Source organism: Streptomyces sp. B93, assembly GCF_018070565.1.
Classification (GTDB): Bacteria; Actinomycetota; Actinomycetes; order Streptomycetales; family Streptomycetaceae; genus Streptomyces.
In genome coordinates this window covers 1-23,158 of sequence record NZ_JAGPXL010000032.1, presented here as the reverse complement: position 1 = coordinate 23,158, position 23,158 = coordinate 1, and the positions used below count along the sequence as shown (strand labels likewise).

General features: G+C 75.4%; 22 protein-coding genes and 1 pseudogene. 19 read left to right on the top strand and 4 right to left on the bottom strand.

Going from position 1 to position 23,158, the window contains the following annotated elements:
- Positions 1-39 precede the first annotated feature (39 nt).
- Positions 40-1,095 (bottom strand): nucleotidyl transferase AbiEii/AbiGii toxin family protein, encoded by a 1,056-nt coding sequence (locus tag KBY47_RS25770; RefSeq protein ID WP_308405285.1) that lies wholly within the window; start codon positions 1,093-1,095, stop codon positions 40-42.
- A 127-nt stretch (positions 1,096-1,222) separates the two neighbouring features.
- Here KBY47_RS25770 and paaA point away from each other — a divergent pair, with 127 nt between their 5' ends.
- The 5 genes from paaA to paaE are packed head-to-tail and all read left to right on the top strand — an operon-like array spanning position 1,223 to position 4,943.
- Entirely contained in the window at positions 1,223-2,188 is a 966-nt protein-coding gene (paaA, locus tag KBY47_RS25765; protein ID WP_210924784.1) for a 1,2-phenylacetyl-CoA epoxidase subunit PaaA, read from the top strand.
- The gene (gene paaB, locus KBY47_RS25760) at positions 2,185-2,478 is read left to right on the top strand and encodes a 1,2-phenylacetyl-CoA epoxidase subunit PaaB (protein ID WP_210924782.1); all 294 of its coding nucleotides are present in this window, start codon (positions 2,185-2,187) and stop codon (positions 2,476-2,478) included. Before paaA ends, paaB begins: the two co-directional genes overlap by 4 nt.
- A 28-nt stretch (positions 2,479-2,506) precedes the next feature.
- Positions 2,507-3,334 carry a 1,2-phenylacetyl-CoA epoxidase subunit PaaC gene (paaC, locus tag KBY47_RS25755; protein ID WP_210924909.1) on the top strand — a complete coding sequence of 276 codons (828 nt, stop codon included), beginning with the start codon at positions 2,507-2,509 and terminating at the stop codon, positions 3,332-3,334.
- The gene (gene paaD / locus KBY47_RS25750) at positions 3,328-3,843 is read left to right on the top strand and encodes a 1,2-phenylacetyl-CoA epoxidase subunit PaaD (RefSeq protein ID WP_210924780.1); all 516 of its coding nucleotides are present in this window, start codon (positions 3,328-3,330) and stop codon (positions 3,841-3,843) included. The genes paaC and paaD overlap by 7 nt, the downstream gene beginning before the upstream one ends.
- The gene (paaE, locus tag KBY47_RS25745) at positions 3,843-4,943 is read left to right on the top strand and encodes a 1,2-phenylacetyl-CoA epoxidase subunit PaaE (RefSeq protein WP_210924771.1); all 1,101 of its coding nucleotides are present in this window, start codon (positions 3,843-3,845) and stop codon (positions 4,941-4,943) included. Before paaD ends, paaE begins: the two co-directional genes overlap by 1 nt.
- Positions 4,944-4,976: 33 nt before the next feature.
- Here the strand turns inward: paaE and KBY47_RS25740 are convergent, their stop codons facing one another.
- Positions 4,977-6,176, bottom strand: coding sequence for a hypothetical protein (locus KBY47_RS25740; protein ID WP_210924762.1), 1,200 nt, complete (start codon positions 6,174-6,176; stop codon positions 4,977-4,979).
- Between the two features lie 106 nt (positions 6,177-6,282).
- On the opposite strand from KBY47_RS25740, the gene KBY47_RS25735 reads away from it, so the two are divergent.
- From KBY47_RS25735 to KBY47_RS25690, 11 genes are all read left to right on the top strand, one after another.
- Positions 6,283-7,266: an ABC transporter substrate-binding protein gene (locus tag KBY47_RS25735; protein ID WP_210924760.1), complete on the top strand. Its 984-nt coding sequence runs from the start codon at positions 6,283-6,285 to the stop codon at positions 7,264-7,266.
- A 53-nt stretch (positions 7,267-7,319) separates the two neighbouring features.
- A complete protein-coding gene (locus KBY47_RS25730) occupies positions 7,320-8,252 on the top strand; it encodes an iron ABC transporter permease (protein WP_210924907.1) in 933 nt (310 codons plus the stop codon).
- Positions 8,249-9,352, top strand: coding sequence for an iron ABC transporter permease (locus KBY47_RS25725; RefSeq protein ID WP_210924758.1), 1,104 nt, complete (start codon positions 8,249-8,251; stop codon positions 9,350-9,352). Before KBY47_RS25730 ends, KBY47_RS25725 begins: the two co-directional genes overlap by 4 nt.
- Positions 9,353-9,390: 38 nt before the next feature.
- A complete protein-coding gene (locus KBY47_RS25720) occupies positions 9,391-10,188 on the top strand; it encodes an ABC transporter ATP-binding protein (protein ID WP_210924756.1) in 798 nt (265 codons plus the stop codon).
- An 81-nt stretch (positions 10,189-10,269) separates the two neighbouring features.
- A complete protein-coding gene (amiA, locus tag KBY47_RS36725) occupies positions 10,270-10,383 on the top strand; it encodes a streptamidine family RiPP (protein ID WP_240449383.1) in 114 nt (37 codons plus the stop codon).
- Positions 10,384-10,482: 99 nt separating this feature from the next.
- Positions 10,483-11,304: a hypothetical protein gene (locus KBY47_RS25715; RefSeq protein WP_210924754.1), complete on the top strand. Its 822-nt coding sequence runs from the start codon at positions 10,483-10,485 to the stop codon at positions 11,302-11,304.
- Complete coding sequence (locus tag KBY47_RS25710; RefSeq protein WP_210924752.1) at positions 11,301-12,782, top strand: CocE/NonD family hydrolase; 1,482 nt, start codon at positions 11,301-11,303, stop codon at positions 12,780-12,782. The genes KBY47_RS25715 and KBY47_RS25710 overlap by 4 nt, the downstream gene beginning before the upstream one ends.
- Positions 12,779-14,158 (top strand): YcaO-like family protein, encoded by a 1,380-nt coding sequence (locus KBY47_RS25705; RefSeq protein ID WP_210924744.1) that lies wholly within the window; start codon positions 12,779-12,781, stop codon positions 14,156-14,158. Before KBY47_RS25710 ends, KBY47_RS25705 begins: the two co-directional genes overlap by 4 nt.
- An 8-nt stretch (positions 14,159-14,166) precedes the next feature.
- Positions 14,167-15,243 carry a SagB/ThcOx family dehydrogenase gene (locus KBY47_RS25700; protein WP_210924742.1) on the top strand — a complete coding sequence of 359 codons (1,077 nt, stop codon included), beginning with the start codon at positions 14,167-14,169 and terminating at the stop codon, positions 15,241-15,243.
- On the top strand, positions 15,240-16,997 hold the full coding sequence (locus KBY47_RS25695; RefSeq protein ID WP_210924740.1) for an ABC transporter ATP-binding protein/permease: 1,758 nt from the start codon (positions 15,240-15,242) through the stop codon (positions 16,995-16,997). The genes KBY47_RS25700 and KBY47_RS25695 overlap by 4 nt, the downstream gene beginning before the upstream one ends.
- Complete coding sequence (locus KBY47_RS25690) at positions 16,994-19,030, top strand: ABC transporter ATP-binding protein (protein ID WP_247695233.1); 2,037 nt, start codon at positions 16,994-16,996, stop codon at positions 19,028-19,030. The genes KBY47_RS25695 and KBY47_RS25690 overlap by 4 nt, the downstream gene beginning before the upstream one ends.
- A 5-nt stretch (positions 19,031-19,035) precedes the next feature.
- Here KBY47_RS25690 and KBY47_RS25685 read toward each other — a convergent pair whose 3' ends face one another.
- A complete protein-coding gene (locus KBY47_RS25685; protein WP_210924738.1) occupies positions 19,036-19,908 on the bottom strand; it encodes an alpha/beta fold hydrolase in 873 nt (290 codons plus the stop codon).
- 321 nt (positions 19,909-20,229) lie between these two features.
- Here KBY47_RS25685 and KBY47_RS25680 point away from each other — a divergent pair, with 321 nt between their 5' ends.
- Genes KBY47_RS25680 through KBY47_RS25670 form a run of 3 tightly spaced genes read left to right on the top strand, consistent with a single transcriptional unit; the run spans position 20,230 to position 23,023 of the window.
- Positions 20,230-21,363: a Gfo/Idh/MocA family protein gene (locus KBY47_RS25680; protein WP_210924736.1), complete on the top strand. Its 1,134-nt coding sequence runs from the start codon at positions 20,230-20,232 to the stop codon at positions 21,361-21,363.
- On the top strand, positions 21,360-22,286 hold the full coding sequence (locus KBY47_RS25675) for a PmoA family protein (protein ID WP_210924734.1): 927 nt from the start codon (positions 21,360-21,362) through the stop codon (positions 22,284-22,286). The genes KBY47_RS25680 and KBY47_RS25675 overlap by 4 nt, the downstream gene beginning before the upstream one ends.
- A complete protein-coding gene (locus KBY47_RS25670) occupies positions 22,283-23,023 on the top strand; it encodes a cupin (RefSeq protein ID WP_308405284.1) in 741 nt (246 codons plus the stop codon). Before KBY47_RS25675 ends, KBY47_RS25670 begins: the two co-directional genes overlap by 4 nt.
- On the opposite strand, the pseudogene KBY47_RS36720 reads toward KBY47_RS25670, so the two are convergent.
- Positions 23,013-23,158 (bottom strand): annotated as a pseudogene (locus KBY47_RS36720) (ABC transporter permease); the annotation flags it as partial. The gene KBY47_RS25670 and the pseudogene KBY47_RS36720 overlap by 11 nt on opposite strands.

Sequence of the window (23,158 nt, the reverse complement as noted above, 5' to 3'; positions counted from 1 at the left end):
GAACTGAGGGGGCCTGAGCGTCCCAGAGGGGGGCATGCCTCAGTCCTGGACCGCCGAGGCCAGCGCCCGGCGCAGGCGGTTCAGCCAGTCCTCGGCCGTGCCCGGCACCCAGGGGTGCTCCGTGCGGAAGGCCGTCCAGTCCACGTCGGAGGGCCGGATCAGCTCCAGGCGCGACAGCCCGGCGTCCGCCGTCGGCCGGTTGCCCGCCGTCCGGTCCGCCGGGTGGGCCGGCTCGCGGCGGAACACGGTGCGCAGCAGGCGCCGGGGCAGCCGGGTGCCCGGTGACTCGGCGAGCAGGACGGCGTCGTAGAGGTCCTTGCCCTGGGCACGGCCCTCGGTGGCGCTGGCGCTGTCGATGTGCAGCCACAGCAGCTTCCAGGCGAGGGACAGCTCACGGCTCGCCGTGCGCACCGGGGTGGGCCCACTGCCGTCGGCGGCGGGTATCGCGGTGAGGACCGGTGCCTGCGGCAGCCGCTCGTCGCGGGCGAAGTCGAGCCGCGCCTCGCCCGCCGGGAGGCCCTCCGCCGACCAGGGGATCACGACGCGCAGGCCCGGGGCGCCGCACCCGGAGGACTCGGAGTAGTACAGGGAGTACTCCGAATAGGCCCAGGCCGGGTCGTCGCGGGCGCCGTCCGGGTGCAGGACGACACCGGGCGCGGCGACCGGCCGGCGCCGTACGAGGGCGAGCAACTCCTCCCGCACGGGGACGGTCTCGAGGTCGTCGGGTTCGAGGAGCCAGTGCAGGCCCTCGGGCGGTGGGACGGCGCGCAGCCCCCGGGTGTCGAGGTCCTCGTGCCGGAAGATCTCGTAGCGGTCGGCGCCGTCCGCGGCCTCCGGCCACTGCCGTACGTCGTCCAGGGCGGCGACGTGGGGATGGGGATGGAGGGGGTCCACGGGGACGAGGTCCGGCCGGGGGACGATCCAGTCGAGGTCGGCCGGTTCGCGTGCCGCCGCGCCCACCCAGGCGGGCATCACCATGCTGCCGCGCAGGACCAGCGTCTCACCCAGCGGGGAGTCCGCGAGGAGCCGGAGGAGGTGGTCGAGGACGGCGCGGCGGGCCGCGCGCCACCGTGCCCCGTCCATGGATTCGATCACGCCCCAGCTCATCACGGGCGGTCCGCGCGGGTCCATACAGATCCTTTCGCGCGCGCAGCTCTTACCAGAACGGGGGTTACCGTCGTACCATGAAACCGAACGAATGGTCGGTTGGGGAGAGGGTTGGATGGAGCCGGAATCTCGGGCGGAGACGGAACTCCAGGCGCACTTCGACGCGACGATCGCGCGCGACCAGCGGATCGAGCCGCGTGACTGGATGCCGGACGGCTACCGCGGGACGCTGATCCGGCAGATCGCGCAGCACGCGCACTCGGAGATCATCGGAATGCAGCCGGAGGGGGAGTGGATCACCCGCGCCCCGTCGCTGCGCCGCAAGGCGATCCTGTTCGCCAAGGTCCAGGACGAGGCCGGACACGGCCTGTACCTGTACTCGGCGGCGGAGACGCTCGGCACCGATCGCGCTGAGCTGACCGAGCGGCTGATCGAGGGCCGCCAGAAGTACTCGTCGATCTTCAACTACCCGACCCTGAGCTTCGCCGACGTCGGCGTGATCGGCTGGTTCGTGGACGGCGCGGCGATCTGCAACCAGGTGCCGCTGTGCCGCAGTTCCTACGGGCCGTACGCGCGGGCGATGGTGCGGATCTGCAAGGAGGAGTCGTTCCACCAGCGGCAGGGCTACGAGCTGCTGATGACGATGATGCGGGGCACCGAGGCGCAGCGGGAGATGGTGCAGGACGCCGTGGACCGCTGGTGGTGGCCCTCGCTGATGATGTTCGGCCCGCCCGATGACGACTCGCCGAACTCGGCGCGGTCCATGGCCTGGAAGATCAAGCGGCACAGCAACGACGACCTGCGTCAGCGCTTCGTCGACATGACCGTCCCGCAGGCCGAGAAGCTCGGCGTGACGCTCCCCGACCCCGAGCTGCGCTGGAACGAGGAGCGCGGCCACCATGACTTCGGCACCCCCGACTGGGACGAGCTGAAGCGGGTCATCACCGGCGGCGGACCGTGCAACGCCCAGCGGATGGAGCGGCGCCGGTCGGCCCACGAGGAAGGCGCCTGGGTGCGCGAGGCGGCGAGCGCGTACGCGGCCAAGCAGGCGGCACGCACGACGAAGGGAGCGGTGGCATGACCGCCGAGAAGCGGGACTGGCCCCTGTACGAGGTGTTCGTGCGCGGCAAGCGCGGGCTGAACCACGTCCACGTGGGCTCGCTGCACGCCGCCGACGACCGGATGGCCCTCACCCACGCCCGGGACCTCTACACCCGCCGCAACGAGGGCGTGAGCATCTGGGTGGTGCGCTCCGAGCACATCGCCGCGTCCACGCGCGACGAGAAGGACCCCTTCTTCGAGCCCAGCGCCGACAAGGTCTACCGCCACCCGACCTTCTACGACATCCCCGACGACGTCCCCCATATCTAGTCCCGGCCGAGGAACAGCCATGAGCGCCATGAACGACGACCACGTCTACATGACCCTCGCCGAGGGACACGAGGACGACACCCGCTGGGCCTACGGCACCGGCTTCGAGGACCCGCTGCACGGCGTCGACACCACCGTCCCCGAGGGTGTGGACGCCGGCGCGCTGGCCGCCTTGTGCGTGGCGCTGGCCGACGACGCGCTGGTGAGCGCGCAGCGGCTGGCCGAATGGATCACCCGCGCGCCCGAGCTGGAGGAGGAGGTGGCGCTCGCCAACACCGGCCTCGACCTGCTCGGGCAGGCCCGGCTGTTGTACACCCGCGCCGGGCAGGTGGACGGCACCGGGCGCGACGAGGACGCCTACGCCTACCTCCGCGACGCCGCCGACTTCCGCAACGTACGCCTGGCGGAACTTCCGAACGGCGACTTCGCGTTCTCGGTCGTGCGGCTGCTGGTGCTGTCCAGCTGGCGGCTCGCCCACTTCCAGCGGCTGGCCGCGCACCCGGACCCGGTGCTGGCGGCGGTCGCGGCGAAGGGCGTCAAGGAGCTGACGTACCACCGGCAGTACGCGGCGGAGTGGGTGGTGCGCCTGGGCGACGGCACCGAGGAGTCCCACCGCCGGACGCGTACGGCGCTGGAGCGGGTCGGACCGTACCTGGGGGAGCTGTTCACCGCGTACGACGCCCGGGACGAGGTCGTCGGAGTGCTCCGGCAGGTCACCGAGGAGGCCGGGCTGCCCATGCCGGTGTACCGGCCGCTGCCCGGCGCCGGACGCGGCGGCGAGCACACCGAGCACCTCGCCCCGCTGCTGGCCGAGTTGCAGGGCGTGGCACGCGCCCATCCGGGGGCGACATGGTGAGCACCCTCCTGGACGCGCGGCGCGCCCGGCGCATCGCCGAGCGGGTGCCGGACCCCGAGCTGCCCATGCTGACGCTGGCCGACCTGGGCGTGCTGCGCGGCGTCGAAATGACCGACGACGGCACGGTGGTCGCGAGCCTCACCCCGACGTACTCCGGCTGCCCGGCGATGGCGGAGATGCGCGCCGACGTGGCCGCCCGGCTGCGGGACGCCGGGTACGCGCGCGTGCAGATCCGCACGGTGCTCGACCCGCCCTGGACCAGCGACTGGATCACGCCAGCCGGGCGCCGCAAGCTCACCGAGCACGGCATCGCCCCGCCCGGCGCCGCGCCCCGCCACGACCCGGGCCCCGTGCCGCTGGTGCTCTCGCCGGTCCGGCGCGCGGTCGCCTGCCCGCGCTGCGGCTCGGCGGACACCGAGGAGACCTCCCGCTTCGCCGCCACGTCCTGCAAGGCGCTGTGGCGCTGCCGCGCCTGCCGAGAGCCGTTCGAGTACGTCAAGGAGATCTGATGACCACGACCGTCCCCTCCCGGGCCGCGCGCCCGCGCCGACGCGCGGCCTTCCACCCGCTGCGCGTCGCCGACGTGCGACGGCTGTGCGAGGACGCCGTGGCCGTCGGCTTCGAGGTCCCGCCCGAGCTGGCCGGGGAGTTCGCGTTCGCGCCGGGCCAGTCGCTCACCCTGCGCCGCGACATCGACGGCCGGGACGAGCGCCGCTCGTACTCCATCTGCTCACCGGCCGGTACGGCGCCGCGCATCGGCGTGCGCGCGGTGCCGGGCGGCCTGTTCTCCTCCTGGCTGGTCGACGAGGTGCGCCCCGGCGACACCATCGAGGTGATGGCCCCCACCGGCGCCTTCACCCCCGACCTCACCACCCCCGCCCACCACGTCCTGATCGCGGCCGGGTCCGGCATCACCCCCATGCTGTCCATCGCCGAGTCCGTGCTCGCCGCCGACGACCGCTCCACGGTCACCCTGTTCTACGGCAACCGCCGCACCGACACGGTGATGTTCGCCGACGAACTCGCCGACCTGAAGGACCTCCACCCGGCCCGCTTCCAGCTCGCCCACGTCCTCTCCCGCGAACCCCGCGAGGCGGAGGTGCTCTCCGGAAGGCTCGACGCGGACCGGCTGTCGGCGCTCATCGGCGCCCTGGTCGAGGTGGAGGGCGCCGACCACTGGTGGCTGTGCGGCCCGCACGGCATGGTCCGCGATGCCCAGCGGGTGCTGTCCGGCCTCGGCGTCCCCGGGGACCGCGTCCACCGCGAGCTGTTCTACGCCGACGACGAACCGGTCCGGGAGGTCCGGCACGAGGAGAGCGGCCCGCGGGGACCCGTCAGCCAGGTCACCGTCACCCTCGACGGCCGCTCCACCACCGCCGCCCTCCCCAGGGACCGCTCCCTCCTGGAGGGCGCCCAGCGCACCCGCCCCGACCTTCCCTTCGCCTGCAAGGGCGGCGTCTGCGGCACCTGCCGCGCCCTGGTCACCGACGGCCGGGCGGACATGCGCCGCAACTACGCCCTGGAGGACGCCGAGGTCACCGCGGGCTACGTGCTGACGTGCCAGTCGTACCCGGTCTCGGAGACGCTCACCGTCGACTACGACAGCTGACCGGCGGCCCGTCCCGGGGCAGCCCGCCGCACCTCACCGTCCGACCGGGTCCCCCGCGTCCCGGCCGTGCGGCTGGGGGAGCAGCACCGCGTGGCCGCCGTGGTGCAGGGGGGTGTCCAGCTTCAGGCGGGCGGTCTCCGTAGCGGTCGCCGCGTCGACGAGGTGTACCTCGCCGTGGCCGCCGCGGGTGACGGCCACCCAGTCGCTGGTCGGAGCGGCGGCCACCGCGCGGCGCTGGACGCCTTCCCAGGGCGTGCCGCCGTGACGGGGCGCCCCGTCCATGGCGGGGAGCGGGACGCGGCGCGTGGAGCCGTCGGCGGCCAGCAGGACCAGCTCGTCGCCGGTGGGGTGCATCCGGGCGAACGCGGTGTGCCCCCGGGCCAGGGCCAGGCGGAAGACGAGGCCAGGACCGAGGTCCGTCAGGGTCGTGGTGCCGGTGTCGAGGCCGTGGCGCCAGGCCCGGTTGGTCCACTCCGGCCAGCGCACCGGGTCCGCGGGGCCGCCGCGCAGCGTCGACAACAGGGCTCGGTGCCGGGCGTCCAGCCGCAGGTACCAGCCCCGGGCGGGCGCGCCCCAGGGGATCACCGGCTCGGCGACCAGACGGTCGCCGGTCCAGCGTGCCCGGTGCACGCCCTCGCCCGTGGCCGCGAACACCCGCCGCTCGCGCGGGTCCTGGGCGTCGCCGTGGCCGTCGTCCGGCAGCGGCAGGGCCGCGCGGGGCTCGACCGGCGGGCAGCCGGGCGGGGCGGCGAGGAGATCGGCGCAGCGGTGCACGGCCAGGGCGCCGGGCTCGCGGTGGCGCAGGACGACGACCGGGTCCTCGGAACCGAGCACGGTCACCCCCGGCTCACCGACGCGGGTGCGCACCCGTGAGCTGTCCCCGGTGGCCAGGTCCACCACCGTCAGCAGGTCCGACCAGGGGGCGGCGTTCTTGCCGAGCCCGGTCGTCACGGCGATCCAGCGCCCGGACGGGTCGGCGGCGAGGTGCTCCGCCGGTACGGCGACGGGTATCGCGGCCGTCACCGGCTCGGCCGCGTGGGGGTCGAGGACGAGCAACTCCCCGCGCCGGTCGTCCACACAGGCCACCCTGCCGCCGGGCAGCGCCAGGAACCCGGCGTGCTCGGAGAGATGACGGCCCGTCAGCCTCGCCGCCTCGGTGCCGTCCGGCACGGTGACGAGGTGGACACAGCCCTCGACGTGGTCGGAGACGAGGAGCAGGGGAGTGGTGGTCATGGACGGCCTCCGTCGGTGAGCCGGAACGCGGAACGAGCCTCTGACTGAAAATGATTATCATGTATGGTCGGTGCGTTCCGGACCACGAGAAGAAGCGAGGGCACCGATGCTGCGCTCCCCCTGGAGAGTCATACGACGCGGAGTGGCCGCCGCGGTCCTGGGCGCGGCCCTGCTGGGCTGCGGCGCCGACACCGGCACCAAGGAGACGGACGCCGCGAACGCGGCCGGGAACGACGTCACCGACGTCACCGTCGAACCCATCCAGGAGACCCGGCGACTGACCGACGCGGGCGGCGTCACGATCAGCCTGACGGAGAAGCCGCAGCGGATCGTCTGCCTGGTCGCGCTCTGCGACGACATCCTGACCGAACTGGGCATCACCCCGGTGGCCACCAACAACGAACTCCTCGCCCAGCCCGGCTTCCTGGGGGCCAAGAAGGCCAAGCAGGTCGACGTCATCCCCGGCGGGTTCATCGCCCCCGAGGTGGAGGCGATCCTCTCCCACCGGCCCGACCTGGTGATCGGCCTGGAGGACACCCACGGCAAGCTGGCGCCCGCCCTGAAGGACGCCACCACCTTCTGGCCCATGCAGCCCGCCAAGTGGCAGGACAGCGTGGCCTATCTGCGCGACGTCGCCGCGCTCACCGGCCGCACGGCCGAGGGCGAGCGGGCCGAGCGCGCCTTCCGCACCAAGCTCGCCGCCGCCGAGCGGAACAAGAGCGACCGGACCGCGCTCATCATCTACGGCAGCGACGAGAACTTCGGCGTCGCCACCCCCGGCACCGACGTCGCCGCCGGACTCTTCCCGAAGCTCGCCGACTACCCCTGGAAGTCCCGTGGTGTCGAGGGCAGTTACAGCCTGGAGGAGATCCTCGCCCAGGGCGTCGACGTGCTGTTCGTGGAGACCATGAGCTTCGGCGAGCCGGACGGCACGCTCTCCGAGAAGCTGGCCGACAACCCGCTGTGGGGGAAGATCCCGGCCGTGCGCGACGGGAACGTCCACGAGGTCAACTCCGAGGTGTGGGCCAAGGGACGCGGTACCCGCTCGCTCGGCATCGTCCTCGACGAGGCCGTGGCCGCACTGCGGTGAGCGCGCCCACCGCCACCTCCCCACGGCGGGGCACGGCGGCGCAGCTCCTCGCCCTGCTCGTCCTGCTCGCGGCGGCGGCGTGGTGCGCGCTGAGCCTCGGCACGCCCTACGTCCCGCTCCACCGGCTGCTCGGCGGGGACGAGATCACCCGGATCGTCGTCACCGAACTCCGCGTGCCCCGGCTGGTCCTGGCGCTCCTCGCCGGGGCCTGCCTGGGCGCGGCGGGGCTGGTGCTCCAGGAGGCCCTGCGCAACCCGCTGGCCGTCCCGGAGATGCTGGGCGTCTCCTCGGGCGCGGCCCTCGGGGTCGCCGCGCCCCTGGTGCTGGCGGTGGCGGTGCCCGCCGCCGTACAGCCGCTGCTCGCCATCGGCGGGGCCGCGCTCGGCGGCGGGCTCACCCTGCTCGCGGCCGGGCTCGGCCGCAGCCCGTCCGCCGTGCTGCTCACCGGCGCCGCGGTCGCCGCCGCGCTCCAGGCCGCGCTGCTGGTCCTGATGGTCATGGCCGACCAGCTCGACCTTCAGCTGATCTACCGCTATCTGCTCGGCTCGCTCTCCGCCCGCACTTGGCACGACGTGACCGGGCTGTGGCCGTGGCTGCTGGTCGCCGTGCCCGCGCTGGTGCTGTGCGCCCCGGTGCTGGCGGTGCTGCGGCTCGGCGACGACGACGCCGAGGCGCTGGGGGTGCGGGTGCGGCGGGCCCGGTTCACGGCGCTCGCCGTCACCGTCGTACTGATCGCTCCGGTGACGGCCGTGTGCGGCCCGGTGGCCTGGGTCGGCTTCCTCGCCCCGCAGCTGGCCCGCCGCCTCAACCCGCGTGCCGACGCGGTGCGTTGGCTGCCCTGGTCGGCGGCGTGGGGCGCGGCGGTGGTGGCGGTCGCCGACGTACCGGCCCGGCTCGCGCTGGCGCCCGTGGAGACCCCGGCCGGTGCCTGGACGGCGCTGCTGGGGGTCCCGGCCGGGGTGGCTTTGCTGAGGAGGGCTCGATGAGCGGGCGCGGGGGCGGCGGTGCCGTCGAGGTCCCGGTGAAGCGGCGCCGGCCGGGCGCCGTCGCCGAGGTGCCGGTGGAGTCGCCGACGGGGCACGCCAGGGCCTGGGGTGTGCTCCTGGCCCTGCTGGTGGCGGTGTCGGCCGCCTCGTTGGTCGCCGGGCGGGCGCTGTCCCCGCCGGTGGTGTGGGAGGTGCTCACCGGCGGGGGCGGCGCGCTGGAACGCCATGTCCTATTCCAGCTCAGGGTGCCGAGGGCGCTGGTGGCGCTCGGGGCGGGCGCGTGTCTCGGCGTGGCGGGGCTGGTGCTCCAGTCGGCGTTGCGCAATCCGCTCGCCGGGCCGGAGGTCACCGGGGTGACGCCGGGCGCGGTGCTCGGCGCCGTCACGGCGACCGGGCTCGGGCTCGCCGGGTGGCAGTCGCCGTTCGCGGTGGTCGTCGCGGCGTGCGTGGGCGGCTGCGCCGGGGCGGGGCTGCTGTGGCTGCTGACCGGGCGCGGCCGGGGGGACCCCGAACAGACGGCCGTGCACGGGGTGCTGGTGTCGGCGGTGCTCGGCGGGCTCACCGCGATGGTGCTGCTGGTCGCGCCCGGCGAACTGGGCAGTGTCGTGCAGTGGCTGGTCGGCACCACCGAGGGCCGGGTGTGGCAGCACTGGCAGCTGCTGTGGCCGTGGGCGCTGGTATGGGGCGTGCTGGCGTGGCTGCTGTCCGGGCCGCTGACCCTGTTGCGCTGCGGCGACGAAGTGGCCGTCGCGGCGGGACTGTCGGCCGCCCGCACCCGCACGCTCGCCCTGCTGTGCGCGGTGGCGCTGACGGCGGGCGCGGTGGCCTCGGTGGGGGCGCTCGGCTTCGTGGGGCTGCTGGTGCCGCATCTGGCGGTGGCGGTCTTCGGCGCGGAGCTGCGCACCTCGCTGCCGGGCGCCGCGCTGCTGGGGGCGGTCGTGGTGGGCGGTGCGGACGCGGCGGCGCAGGTGGCCTCGCGGCTGCTGGCGTCCGCCCTGGACAGCGACCGGCTCACCCTGCCCGTCGGCGCGCTCACCACCTGCGCCGGGGCGGTGGCGCTGCTGGTCGTCGTACGCCGCAGCCCGAACCGCGGTTTCTAGGCCAGGCAAGACCACGTCGTACACCTCGAGGACCGAACATGAACGAACCCGTGGGCATCCGTGTCGAGGGAGTCCACTTCGGATATCCGGGCCGGCCGGTGCTGAACGGAGTCGACCTGAGGGTCGAACCCGGTGAACTGACCGCGCTGGTCGGGCTGAACGGCTGCGGCAAGTCGACCCTGCTGCGGCTCGCGGCGGGGCTGCTGCGGCCCGGCGGGGGGCGGGTGCTGCTCGACGGCCGGGACCTGTCCGGGCTCTCCCGCCGCGCCGCCGCCCGGCAGGTCGCGCTGCTCCACCAGTCCGCCCCGGCCGTACCGGGCATGACGGTACGTCAGCTCGTCCGGCAGGGGAGGTACGCCGCCCGGGGCCCGCTCGGCATGCTGCGGGAGGGCGACGACGGCGTGGTGCGGCGGGCGCTGGCGGACGTCGGGGTGGCGCACTGGGCGGACCGGCCCGTCGACGCGCTCTCCGGAGGTGAACGGCAGCGGGTGCGCCTGGCCATGGCGCTCGCGCAGGACACCCGGGTCCTGCTGCTCGACGAGCCCACCACCTATCTGGACCTGCACCACCAGCTCGACGTGCTGCGCACCGTGGTGCGGCTGCGCGAGGAGCGCGGCCTGACGGTCGTGATGGTGCTGCACGACCTCGCCCACGCCGCCCGGTTCGCCGAGCGGATCGTGGCGCTGCGGGACGGCCGGGTGGCCGCCGACGGGGCGCCGGGCGAGGTGGTCACCCCCGGCTTCCTCGCCGAAGTGCTGCGCGTGGCGGGCCGGGTGGGACGGGACCCCGAGGGCGGCTGGCCGGTGTGTTACCCAGATCACCCTCTCACCGACTAGAAAAACGATAATCATATTCAATAACTTATCCGTGCGGCGCTCGCTGGAACGCCGCAACTCACCAGTGAAGGAGGAACGTTCATGGAGAACGAGCAGGTCTTCGCTCCCATCGCCGACCCGGGCCAGCTGGCCCACGACTCGGCGTCGCACTCCAACGCGCTCGTCGAGAACCCGTTCGAGGACACCGAGGAGTAAGCGAGGGCGGCGACTCCCTCACACGCGGGCCCGTCCGAGTGCCTCCGGGCGGGCCCGCCCCTTCCCGCCACCCACCGCCTCTGCCCCAGGAGAACCGACGTGCCCCGCAGCCAGCTCGCACCCGGAGTCGAGGTCGTCACCGTCGAGGGACGGGGCCTCGCGGTCCGCACGGCCGACGGCGACTTCCTCCAGGTCCGCACCGGCGACGCGGACCGCACCGCACTGCTCGCCCGGCTCACCGGAACCACCACCGCGCCGGACCCCGAGACCGACCGGCTCGTCTCGGCCTTCGAGGACGCCGGATACCTCGCCCCCGCGCCCGCGCCCGCCACCTGGCCCGCCGCGCGCCGCCGGATCCTCCTGCTGGGCGACCCCGTCCTCACCGACCCGCTGGCCCACGCCCTGCGCGCCGCCGGCGCCGACCCCCGCCCCGGCACCCCGCCGGAGCCGGACCGCGCGCCGGACGCCGCCGCCGTCGTCTGGTGCCTCGACGGACCCGTGCCCGAAGGGCTCTGGGACACCGCCGACCACCTGCCCCGGCACGGCACCGCCTGGCTGCGCTGCCACCGTGAGGGCTGGCACGCCTACGTCGAACCCCTGGCCGCCGACGCCACGGACGTCACCTCCGCCCACGTCCGCGCCCGCCGCCTCGCCGCCACCCCCGCCCACCGCGAACTGGCCGCCTACTGGAGCGGCCCCCGCACCACCGGCGCACCCGTACGCCTCACCGGCCCGGCCGCCGCACTGCTCACCGCACTCCTCACCGACGACCTCACCCGATGGGCCACCGGCGCCCCCGACCGGGGCGGCCTGCCCGCCCGGCGCCGACTGCGCCGCGTCGACCTGCGCACCCTCACCGTCACCGAACACCCCGTGCTGCCCGTCCCCGCCGTCGCCCCCTACCCGACGGACGCCGGATGACGTCGTACACCACGGCCGTGGGCGGCCTCGCCACCGACGTCCGGCTCCCGGACGGCGCCGGGCCCTTCCCCGCCGTACTCCTGCGCACCCCCTACGACCGGCGCCGCCATCGCGCCGAGCTGCGGGGCTGGACGCGCCGGGGATTCGCCGCCGTCGTGCAGGACGTACGCGGACGGTACGCGTCGCCGGGGGAGTGGCGGCCCTACGACGGTGAGGCGGCCGACGGGGCCCAGCTGGCGCGCTGGATCCGCGGCCGGTCCTGGAGCGACGGCCGACTGGTGGCGTACGGGGCCTCCTACGCCGCCCACTGCGCCCTCGCCCTCGCCCTGGAGGCGCCCGAGGACGCCCGCCCGGACGCCGTCATCGCCGCCGTGCCCGCGCTCGGTACCGCCGACACCGCCCGCGAACCCTCCGGCGTGGAACGGCTGCTGACCCGCGCCGGATGGTGGGCGGCCCACGGCGACCGGCCGGACTCACGGGACAGCGCCCTGGCGAAGGCGCTCGCCGCCGACCCGGAACTCCTCGGCCACCTGCCCCTGCTCGACCTGCCCCGGCGCCTCGGCCGCGACCTGCCCTCCTGGCCGGACGTGTGGGCGCGGCGCGAGAGGGGGCGGCTGACCGCGCTCGGCGCGCGGGCCGCCGTACCGCTGCTCGCCGTCGGCGGACACCACGACCACTTCGCCGAGGACACCGTCGAGCTGTGGCGGCGCTGGGGCGGCCCCTCGGCGCGGCTGCTGATGGGACCCTGGGGCCACGGCCTCACCGCCGCCCCGGGACCCGACGCCCACCGCGCGCACCGGCTCAACCTCGGTGAGCTGTACGCCCGCTGGGCGCACACCGCGCTCACCGGAGGACTCGCCGCCGGGCGGACCGGGGCCCTCGCCCTCGGCGGCAGCCCGCTGTGGGTCCCCGCGCACACGCCCGGTGAACCGTACGCGCCACGACTGCGGCCGCTGCGCGGCGCCCACTTCACCGCCGACCCCGAACAGCCGGTCAGATCGGACCAGTTGACCATCCCCACCACCGGCGTGCCGGACCGCTGCGTCCTCGTCACCCCGCCCCTGCCGCGCCCGCTCGACCTCCTCGGCCCCGCAGAGACACGGCTGAGCGCCAGCGCGGACACCCCCAGCGCCGACTGGGCCGCCCGGCTCGTCGCCGTCACCCCCGACGGCCACGCCGAGCGGCTCGCCATCGGGATCGTCCGGCGCCGCGAACCACCCGGCCGCACGGCCGAGTTCGGCGTCCCGCTCGGACGGCTCGCCCGGCGGCTGCACGCCGGGACCCGGCTGCGGCTCGAGATCGCCGGACACCACTTCCCGGCCCACGCCCGCAACCCGCACACCGGCGAGGACCCGGTCACCGCCACCCGGCTCACCGCCTCCACCCGCCGGCTCGACCCCGCCCGCACCGCACTCCGGCTCACCACGCTCCGGACCCGCCCCGCCCCCACCGACCCCGCCGAGGAGATACCACGATGACGGCGCTGCCGCTGGAAGCCCTGACCGACCCGGTCTGCGGCATCATCCGCAAGGTCAAGCCCGTCGCCCACCCCGCGGGCGCCCCGCCCCGCTACACGGCCATGACCGCCGAGGTCTCCGACGCCCGCAGGCTCGGCCTCTGGCCCGCCGACCGCGTCTCGCTCGGCACTGCCTTCGGCGACCCCGAGACCGCCCGGATCGCCGCCGTCGCCGAGGGCGTCGAACGCTACTGCGGCAACCGGCTGCCCCCGCCCGGACACCCCGCCGCACCCCTGCGCGCCACCGCCACCGACCTCACCCGCAAGGGCCTGCGCGCATACGGCCCCGGCGAGCTGCCGGCGTACGCCGACTGGCAGTACACCCGCCGCAAGTTCCCCTACCGCCCCCTCACCGCCGACACCCCCGCCCTGTGGACCCCCGGCACCGAACTCCTCCCCGGCGGGGAACGGGCCGAGGTGTGGGCGCCCGTCGCGCTCACCCACCTCAACTGGCGGCAGGGCGAACTGCGCGCACTGCCCCGCACCCACCACCTCAACTACGCGGGCATCGCCACCGGACAGGGCATCGACGACGCCGTGGAACGCGGCCTGCTGGAGATCGTCGAACGGGACGCGCTGGAGGTGTGGTGGCACCTCGACGGACCCACCCGCGGCATCGACCCGGCCACCGTGCCCGGCCTCGCCGACGACCTCGCCGGCTCCGCGCTCGACGTGTGGCTCGTCGAGATGCCGTCCGAGTTCGCGCCCTGCGCGGCGGCCCTCGTCCACGACCCACGCCTCGGCCTGTACGCCGCCGGGTTCGCCTGCAAGCACGACCCGGCCGAGGCCGCCCGCAAGGCCGTCCTCGAAGCCGTGCACACCTGGGTGTTCACCCAGGGGCTCACCGACCCCGACGGCTGGGTCTTCCAGGCCGTCGAGGCCGGACTGCTCGCCAAGGGCCTCTACCTCGACCACCGCGAGGACCGCCGCTACCTCGACGCCTGCGGCGAACAGTTTGAACACGTCCGCGACCTCGGCGCCCACGTCCAGGTGTGGCTCGACCCGCGCACCGCCACCGAGGCCCGCCGCTTCACCGAGCCCGCCCACGGCGTCGTACCCCTCCAGGCCGTGCCGTCCGGCAGCCCGGAGCGGCTCAGAAGCGCCCTGGAGCGCGGCGGCCACCGACTGATGACCTTCGACCTCACCACCGAGGACATCGCCGAGACACCGCTGCGCGTCGCCCGCGTCCTGGTCTCCGGGCTGCTGCCCAACGCGCCCGCCGCCTTCGGCTACTTCGGCAGCCCACGCCTCGCCGACGCCGCCCGCGCACGCGGCTGGCGCACCACCCCGCCCAGCGGCCCGGACGACCTCACCCTCGTCCCGCCCCCGCACATGTGAGCCGCCCCGTGGACCTCACCACCGCCCTCGCCCGCGCCCGCGGCCCCGAACCACCCGGCCCCGACACCCCGCCCGGTCCACCCGTCCCCGACTGGCCGGGCCCGGCCACCGACCTGCCCCCGGACACCCGGCCCGGCCGACTCGACCTGGGACGCCTGCTGCGCCTCTCCCTGGCCGCCACCGACCCCACCGGACGGCTCCGGCCCGCCCCGTCCGCCGGTGCCCTGCACCCCGTCGACGCCCTCCTCACCGTGGGCGCCGACTGCCCCCTGCCGCCCGGCCGTTACGGCTACGACCCGCTGCGCCACCGCGTCCACCACCTCGGCCCGGCCCCGCACAGCACCCCACCCGGGGTCACCGCCGAACTCTCCGTCACCGCCCGGCGCACCGAGAGCCACTACGGCCACCGCGCCTGGCCCCTGCTGCTGCTCGACACCGGCCACGCCGCCGCCGCGCTCTGGCTCGCCGCCCAGGCACTCGGCACCGTACCGGTCGACGTCCGGCTCGACGGCACGCGCGAAGCCCCCCTCGCCACGGTCCACGTACCGCCCCCGCCCGTGCACGCCGACCGGGGTCCCGACCTTGACTTGTTCACCCGCCGCAGCGCCACGCCGCCACTGCCCGGCACCCCCGCCCCCGGCGACCTGCGTGCCGTCCTCGCCACCGCCGAGACCGCGGGCGCGGACCAGCTGCGCTGGTGCGTGGCCGTCGGCGGACCCCGCCCCGAACTGGTCGAGAGCGGACCCGGCGGCACCCTGCGACGGCTCGCCACCGGCGAGGCCCGGCCCACCCTCGCCACCTGGGCCGCCGGGCAGGGCTGGCTCGCCGACGCGGGCGCCGTGCTCCTCGGCTACGGCTGCCCCAGCGACGCCGACGCCACCCGCGTCCGACGTGACCACCTGCACGCCGGGTTCGCCGTCGGGCGCGCCCAACTCACCGCCGTACGGTGCCGATTGCTGAGCCGTCCGGTCGGCTCCTGGCAGCGCGCCGATCTGGGCGCCGCGCTCGGCGGCGAACCCGGACAGAACTGGATCGTCCACGGCCTGGCCCTCGGGACCGGCCGACCCGAGGAGGGGACCGAGTGATCGTCCACCCGGAGCTGCGCCGCGCCGCCCGACACGCACGGCGCACGCTGCTCGCGGCCACCCTGCTGCAAGGCGCCGTCACCGCCACCTGGCTCGCCCAGGCCGTGCTGCTCGCCCACGCGCTCGCCGCCATCGCGGGCGGCGCCAGCGGACCGCTGCCCGCGCTGCTCACCGCGATCGCCGCCACCGTCGCCGTCCGCGCCGGACTGAGCTACGCCCAGCGGCGCACCGCCGCCCGCGCCGGGGCCCGGGTCCGGGTCCGGCTGCGCGACGAACTCCTCGCCCACCTCGGCCGCCTCGGCCCCGCCCAGCTGACCGCCGCCCGCGCCGGAGCCGTCCGCACCACCCTTGTCGACGGCGTCGAAGGCGTCGACGCCTACGTCTCCCGCTACCTGCCCCAACTCCTCGTCACCCTCGCCGCACCACCCCTGCTGCTCACCGCCGTCGCCGTGATCGAGCCGCGCGCCCTGCTCGGGCTCGCCCCCGCCCTGCTGCTCGCCCTCGCCGGACCACGCGCCTGGGACCGGCTGCTCGCCCGCCGCGGCAAGGAACACTGGGACACCTACGAAGCACTCGGCGCCGACTACCTCGAAGCCCTCCAGGGCATGCCGGCGCTGCGCGCCGCGGGCGCCGTGGCACGCACCCGGCGCCGACTGGAGCAAAGGTCGGCCGAACTGCACCGGGCCACCGTCGCCAAGCTCCGCGTCTCCCTCGCCGACACCGGCATCACCGACCTCGCCGTCCAGGGCGGCACCACGGCCGCCGCCCTGCTGGCCTGCTGGGCGGCGGTCACCGGCGGCACCGGGGCCACCGGCACCTACCTGGTGCTGCTGCTGGCCGGGGAGTGCTTCCGGCCCGTGCGCGACCTGGCCCGCGAATGGCACGCCGGATACCTCGGCGTCTCCGCCGCCGACGGGATCACCGCCCTGCGCACCGCGAAGCCCGCCGTCCCCGACACCGGCACCACGCCCGCCGACTGGCCGGCCGCGCCCGAAGTACGCTTCGAGAACGTCGGGTTCACCTACCCCGGCGCCGAACGGCCCACCCTGCGCGGCGTCACCTTCACCGCCGCCGCCGGACGCACCACCGCCGTCGTCGGCCCCTCCGGCGCGGGCAAGTCCACCCTGCTCGCGCTGCTGCTGCGCCACCACGACCCCCAGGCCGGGCGGATCACCGTCGACGGCCTCGACACCGGCGCCTACGCCCTCGACGCGCTGCGGCACGGCATCGCCGTCGTCTCCCAGGAGACCTACCTCTTCCACGCCACCATCGCCGACAACCTGCGCCTGGCCCGCCCCGACGCCACCGACGCCGACCTCGTCGACGCCGCCCGCACCGCCGGGATCCACGACGAGATCAGCGACCTCCCCGACGGCTACGCCACCGTCCTCGGCGAACGCGGCGCCACCCTCTCCGGCGGCCAGCGGCAACGGCTCGCCCTCGCGCGGGCCCTGCTCGCCGACGCCCGGGTGCTCGTCCTCGACGAGGCCACCAGCGCCGTCGACGCCCGCCGGGAGGCGGACATCGTGAGGGACCTGACCGCCGTGTCGGGCGGGCGGACCGTCCTCGTCGTCGCCCACCGGCTGGCCGCCGTACGGCACGCCGACAGCATCGTCGTCCTGGACGGCGGACGCGTGGACGCCATCGGGGAACACCCCGACCTCGTCGCCGCCGGAGGGCTCTACGCCCGGCTCGCCGTGGCGGGACTCGCCTCCGGGACCTCCGGGATCTCCGGGAAGGGGCTCGCCGTATGAACACCGCTGAACCGGTACGGGCCGCACGAGGGCGTGGATCGCTGCGCGCGCTGCTGCCCGCGCTCGCCGGACACCGTGCCATGATCGCCCGCACCTGCGCCGCCGCCCTGGTCGAACAGACCTCCCTGGTCGCGCTGGTGACCCTCGCCGCGCACACCGTCGGCACCGCAGTCGCCTCCGGCCACGCCCCCTCGCCCGGCACCGTCGCGGCGCTCGCCGCCCTCGTCGTGCTGCGGGCCCTGACGACCTGGCGGGAGATGGACCTCTCGCACGACCTCGCCTACCGCATCCTCGCCGGACTGCGGGTGCGCGTCTTCGACGGGCTCGCCCGCAGCGCCCCCGCCCGGGTGGCCGGGAGACGCAGCGGCGACCTGGCCGCCACCGCCATGGCCGACGTGGAGGCGCTGGAGTTCTTCTACGCTCACACCACCGCCCAACTCCTCGCCTCCGGGGCGGTGTTCGCGGGCGGCACGGTGGTGCTGGCCGCGGTGGAGCCCTGGCTGCTGGCCGCCGTCGTACCGGTCGCCGCGCTGCTGGCCGTGGCGCCGTTCGCGGACGCCCGCGGACGGACCACGCGCGGCGCCCGTACCCGGCAGGCCGCCGCCGAACTGTCCGCGGACACCGTGGAGACCGTGGACGGGCTGCGCGAACTCCTCGCCTTCGGCGCCCTGCCGCGGCGCCGGGCCCGGCTCGCCCGGCAGGGGCGACGGCTGGGAGAGGCCCAGCGGGCCGAGGTGACCTGGGAGGCGATGGCGACCGCCGTACGCGACGGGCTCATCGTCCTCGCCGTGCTGGGTGTCGTCGCCGCGACCGCCCAGGCCGTCACCGCCGGACGGCTGGACGGCGCCTGGGCCCCGGCCGTGACGGCGCTCGCCCTGGCAGTGCTGGGACCGGTCGCCGAGTCGGCCCGCTCCCTCAGCCAGGCCATGGGCCTGCGCGCCGCCGCCGCCCGCGTCGACGCCGGGATCAACGCACCCGCCCTCGCTCCACCGCCCACCGACCCGCGCCCCCTTCCGCCGGGTCCCCTCGGCGTCCGGCTGCACGACGTGAGCTTCGGCTACGGCGACCAGCGCCCGGTGCTCCACCATCTCGACCTGACCGTCCCGGCCGGACAGACACTCGCCCTCGTGGGTACCTCGGGGGCGGGCAAGTCGACCTGCGCACACCTGCTGGCGCGGTTCTGGGATCCGGGGGAGGGAGCGGTGCAGCTGGTCGCTGAGACGGGGGGCGGGAGTGGCGGGAGCGCCGGGGCCGGGGAGATCGCCGGGGCCGGTGCGACAGGTGGGGGGACGGATGGGGCTGCCGGGATCGGCAGGGCCGGTGGGTCGGGGGGCGCGCTGGGTGGGGCTGCCGGGATCGGCAGGGCCAGTGGGTCGGGGGGTGCGCTGGGTGGGGTTGCCGGGATCGGCAGGGCTGGTGGGCCGGGCGGCGCGACGGCAGGGGCCGCCGGGACGGGCGACCCCGCCGGCACCGCAGACCCCGTCGGCACCGCAGAGCCCGGCACGACCGCCGGGACCGTCGTCGACCTGCGCCACCTCACCGACGCCGACCTGCGCTCCGCCGTCGCCGTCGTCGGTCAGGACGCCCCCCTGTTCCACGGCACCCTCGCCGACAACCTGCGGCTGGCCGCGCCCGATGCCGACGAGGAGCGCCTCGTCCGTGTCGCACGGCTGTGCGGGATCGACCGGGTCGCGTCCCTGGACACCCTTGTCGGTGAGCGAGGCGCGACCCTCTCCGGGGGACAGCGGGCCCGTATCGCCCTCGCCCGTGCGCTGCTCGCCGAGCCCCGGGTGCTCGTCCTGGACGAGACCACCGCGCACCTCGACAACACCGGGGACGCCGAACTCGCCGCCGCCCTCGCCCACCCGGAGCGCACCACCGTCGTCATCGCGCACCGCCCCGCCACCATCCGCCGTGCCGACCGCATCGCCGTACTGGAGGACGGGCGGATCGTGGAGCAGGGCACCTGGGAGGAGCTGACGTCCCGTCCGGACGGCGCCCTCGCCCGGGTCCTGGCGGTGGCGGCCCGCTGAGCCGGTCAGGCGTCCCGGCCGAGGAGCCGTTCCAGCGCGGTGTTGACCTCGGCCGGGCGCTCGTCCATCACCCAGTGACCGGCGTCGTCGACCATCGTCAGCTCGGCGCCCGGGACGCGGGCGGCCAGGTCCATGGCGATGGCCGGGCTCAGGTACTTGTCCCGGCGGCCCCAGATGACCGCGGTGGGGCAGGTGACCTGGCCCAGCCGCTGGCGCAGTTCGGCGCGCGGCGCGGTGCGGTAGTGGCCGTAGAAGCGGACCAGCCAGCGGCGGGTTGCCAGGGGGCGCACATGGTCGAGGTGGGCGGCCATCACGTCGCTGTCGACGGCGCCGGTCTCAACGAGCGGTCCGAAGGCCCAGCGGTGCAGCAGCGGGAACGGCAGCCGCTGGGTGAGCGACCTGAGCACGGGCGTGCGTCCGGCCAGGGTGAACAGGTCGAACAGGGCCCGCCAGTGGGGGACGAACGTGGCGTGGGAGCGGCTGTTGAGGATGGCCAGCCTGCGCACCCGGCCGGGGTGGGTCTGGGTGAAGCCGAGGGAGAGGAAGCCCCCGTAGTCGTGGCCGACGAGCGTGACGGCGTCAAGACCGAGCGCGTCCAGCAGGCGGCCGAGCCGCTCCACCTCGGTGTCGTAGTCGTAGGCGAGGTGCAGCGGCTGCTCGGACGCGCCCCAGCCGAGGAGGTCCGGCGCGATCACCCGGTGGGTCAGGGACAGCACCGGGATCTGGTGGTCCCAGGAGTGGTGGTCGGAGGGGTAGCCGTGCAGCAGCAGCACCGGCTCGCCGTCCCGCGGTCCCGACTCCCAGCAGGCGACCCGGGCGCCGTCCACGAGTACGGTCCGGGGCCGCGCCTGCTGTGTGAGGGGGCTGGTCGTGCTCATCGTCTCGTCTCTCCTTGCCGTCCGTCCGGCGCCGCCCCTTTCCGTCGGCGGTCCGTACCCGGAGAACGCCGGTCCTCCGTGCTTGATCACGTACCCGCTCGGGTGATGTTCGCGGAGGTCCTACTGCGGTTGGGGCGCCACCGTCACTACTTCGGGTGACCTCGGGGGGCCCGTGCGGAGCCGCCCGGGACGGCGATCGACGCCGGGGGGCTTGTGACGGCCCGGAGGGGGCGCCTAGGGTCTCCCCGTAACCCTGGCGGCAAGCGCTTTCTATCCGTGCTTGCCGCCAGGTGTGTCACCCGGCCGTCCGAGGAGCGCCGCATGTCACCCTCTCCCGTCCGCCGCCGCGTCGCCGTCGTCGGCACCGGCGCCATCGTCGTGGGCAGCCATCTGACCGCGCTCCGGGAGCACGCCGACCGCACCGAGCTGGTCGCCGCCGTCGACGTCGACGAAGGCAGACTCGCCGCCTTCCGCGCCCTCGCGGGCGACGACGTCGCCGGGTACACCTCCATGGCGGCGATGCTGGACGCCGTACGCCCCGATCTGGTCCTCATCGGCACACCGCCGTCGCTGCACCGGGAGCAGACGGTGGCGGCGCTCAAGGCGGGCGCCTGGGTGCTCTGCGAGAAGCCGCTCGTCCTGTCCCTCGCCGAGTACGACGAGATAGCGGCGGCCGAGGAGGCCTCGGGGGCGTACGCGTCCGTCGTCTTCCAGCACCGCTACGGCTCCGGCGCGGTCCACGCACGCGAACTGATCGCCAGCGGCGAGCTGGGCGCCCCGCTGGTCGCACACTGCCAGACGACCTGGCACCGGGACGCCGCGTACTACGCGGTGCCCTGGCGCGGACGCTGGGCCAGCGAGGGCGGCGGGCCCACCATGGGGCACGGCATCCACCAGTACGACCTGCTGCTCCACCTGCTCGGCGAGTGGACGGAGGTACGGGCCATGGCGGCGCGGCTGGTCCACGACACCGAGAGCGAGGACGTCTCCACCGCCCTGGTGCGGTTCGCGAACGGCGCCCTGGCCACCGTCGTCAACAGCGTCCTCTCCCCGGACGAGGTCAGCCGGGTCCGCGTCGACTGCGCCGACGCCACCGTCGAACTCACCCACCTCTACGGGCACCGCAACGACGACTGGACCTACACCCCCGCCCCGCACGTCGCCCCCGCCCGCGCCGCCGCCTGGCGCGCCCCCGCCACCGACGTGCCCAGCTCGCACACCGCCCAGCTCGGCGCCCTCCTCGACGCCTACGACAGCGGCACCCGGCCCCCGGGCAGCGGCCCTGACGCCCGCGCCACGCTGGAGTTCGCCGCCGCGCTGTACAAGTCGGCGTTCACCGGCCGCCCCGTGCCGGCCGGGGAGATCCGCCCCGGCGACCCCTTCCACGCGGCCATGCACGGCGGCCACCCCGACTGGGCCCCGAAGGACCCGAAGGACCCGAAGGAGCACGCATGAGCATCCGCGTCGGCCACGCGCCCGGCGAGCACATCACGGTCACGGCGCCGGGCGGCACCGAGATCCTCCGCTACGTCTACCGCCCCGACCCCGACCCCTTCGAGTCCCGCAAGCCCTACGCCCACCCGGTGCGCACTCTCGCCGGGCGCACCGTGACCGGGTACCGGCCGAGCGACCACCGCTGGCACAAGGGCCTCCAGATGACCGCGAGCCACCTCTCCGGCCAGAACTTCTGGGGCGGCAACTCCTACGTCCACGGCGAGGGCTACCTCGCCCTGCCGGAGCGGGTCGGCTCGATGCGGCACGACGGCTTCGACGCGCTGACGGCGACCGACGACCGCTGCGCCGTGACCGAGAACCTGACCTGGGTCGCGCACGGCGGCGCGCAGTGGGCCCGCGAACGGCGCGGACTCCTGGTCCACTCCGTCGACGAGGACGCCGGTGCCTGGGCGCTGGACTGGTCGATCCACCTCACCAACCTCCGCACCGAACCCCTGCGCTTCGGCTCCCCGACCACGGCGGGCCGGGAACTCGCCGGGTACACCGGCCTCCAGTGGCGCGGCCCACGCGACTTCACCGGCGGACGCGTCCTCGCCCCCGGCACCGATGCCGGAGCCGCGGAACTGATGGGCGGCCAGGGCCCGTGGCTCGCCTTCACCGCCGAGCACGACGAGGTCGACGCGCACTCCACCCTTGTCTTCGCGCACGCCCCGGAGAACCTCGACGAGCGGACCGCGATCCACCCCTCGCACTGGTTCGTACGCGCCGAGCCGATCCCGTCGGTGGCGTTCTCCTGGGCCTTCTTCGAGGAGTTCGAACTGCCGCCCGGCGAGTCCTTCGCCTACCGCTACCGGATCGTGGTCGCGGACGGCGCCTGGGACCGCGACCGGATCGGCGCCCACCTGGCGGCCCTGCCGTGGTGAGCCACCCGCTGCCGGGCGCCGTCGGTCTGTCCCACCTCAGCGCCTACGACTGGGAGGCCGCGGACGGCGTCTGCGGCGGCACCCCGCACCTGCACCTGGTGTGCACGGAGGCGTACGTCGTCACCGGCGGCCGGGGCGCGGTGCAGACACTGAGCCCCGACGGCTACCGCGACATCCCCCTGGCACCGGGTGCGGTCGCCTGGTTCACACCGGGGACCGTGCACCGCATGGTGCAGGGCGGCGGCCTGCGCATCACCGTGCTGATGCAGAACAGCGGCCTGCCCGAGGCCGGGGACGCCGTGTTCACCTTCCCGCCCGACGTGCTCGCCGACCCGGAGGCCTACGCCGCCGCGGCCACGCTGCCGCCGGGCACCGGAGCGGACACGGAGGCCGCGGCACGGCGGCGCCGGGACCTCGCCGTCGAGGGGTACCTGCCGCTGCGGGAGGCCCTGGCCGCCGGGGACGCCGGCCCCTACCGCGGCTTCCAGCGGGCCGCCGCCCGGCTGGTGCGGGCCCAGGTCCCCGGCTGGCGCGAGCTGTGGCGCGCGGGCGCGCTGGCCGCGGCGGAACGCACCGGCGCCCAGCTCACCGCGCTGGCGGACGGCGACCCGGCCCACCTCGAAGAGGCGACCGCGTACGTTTCCGGGCCGAGCCGTCGCGGCGGCTACGGGATGTGCGGCCGCCGCGACGAGTACACGCTGCCGGGCACGACAGCGTCGTACGACGTCACCGGCTGACGAGCAGTCCGCGGCTGCGGAGGACGTGGCGTTCGAGTGGGCTGAAGATGAGCAGGTCGATGGTGATGCCGACGGTGAGGATGAGGAGGATGGCGAGGAAGACCATGGGCATGCTGCTGTTGTTGCGGCCGTTTT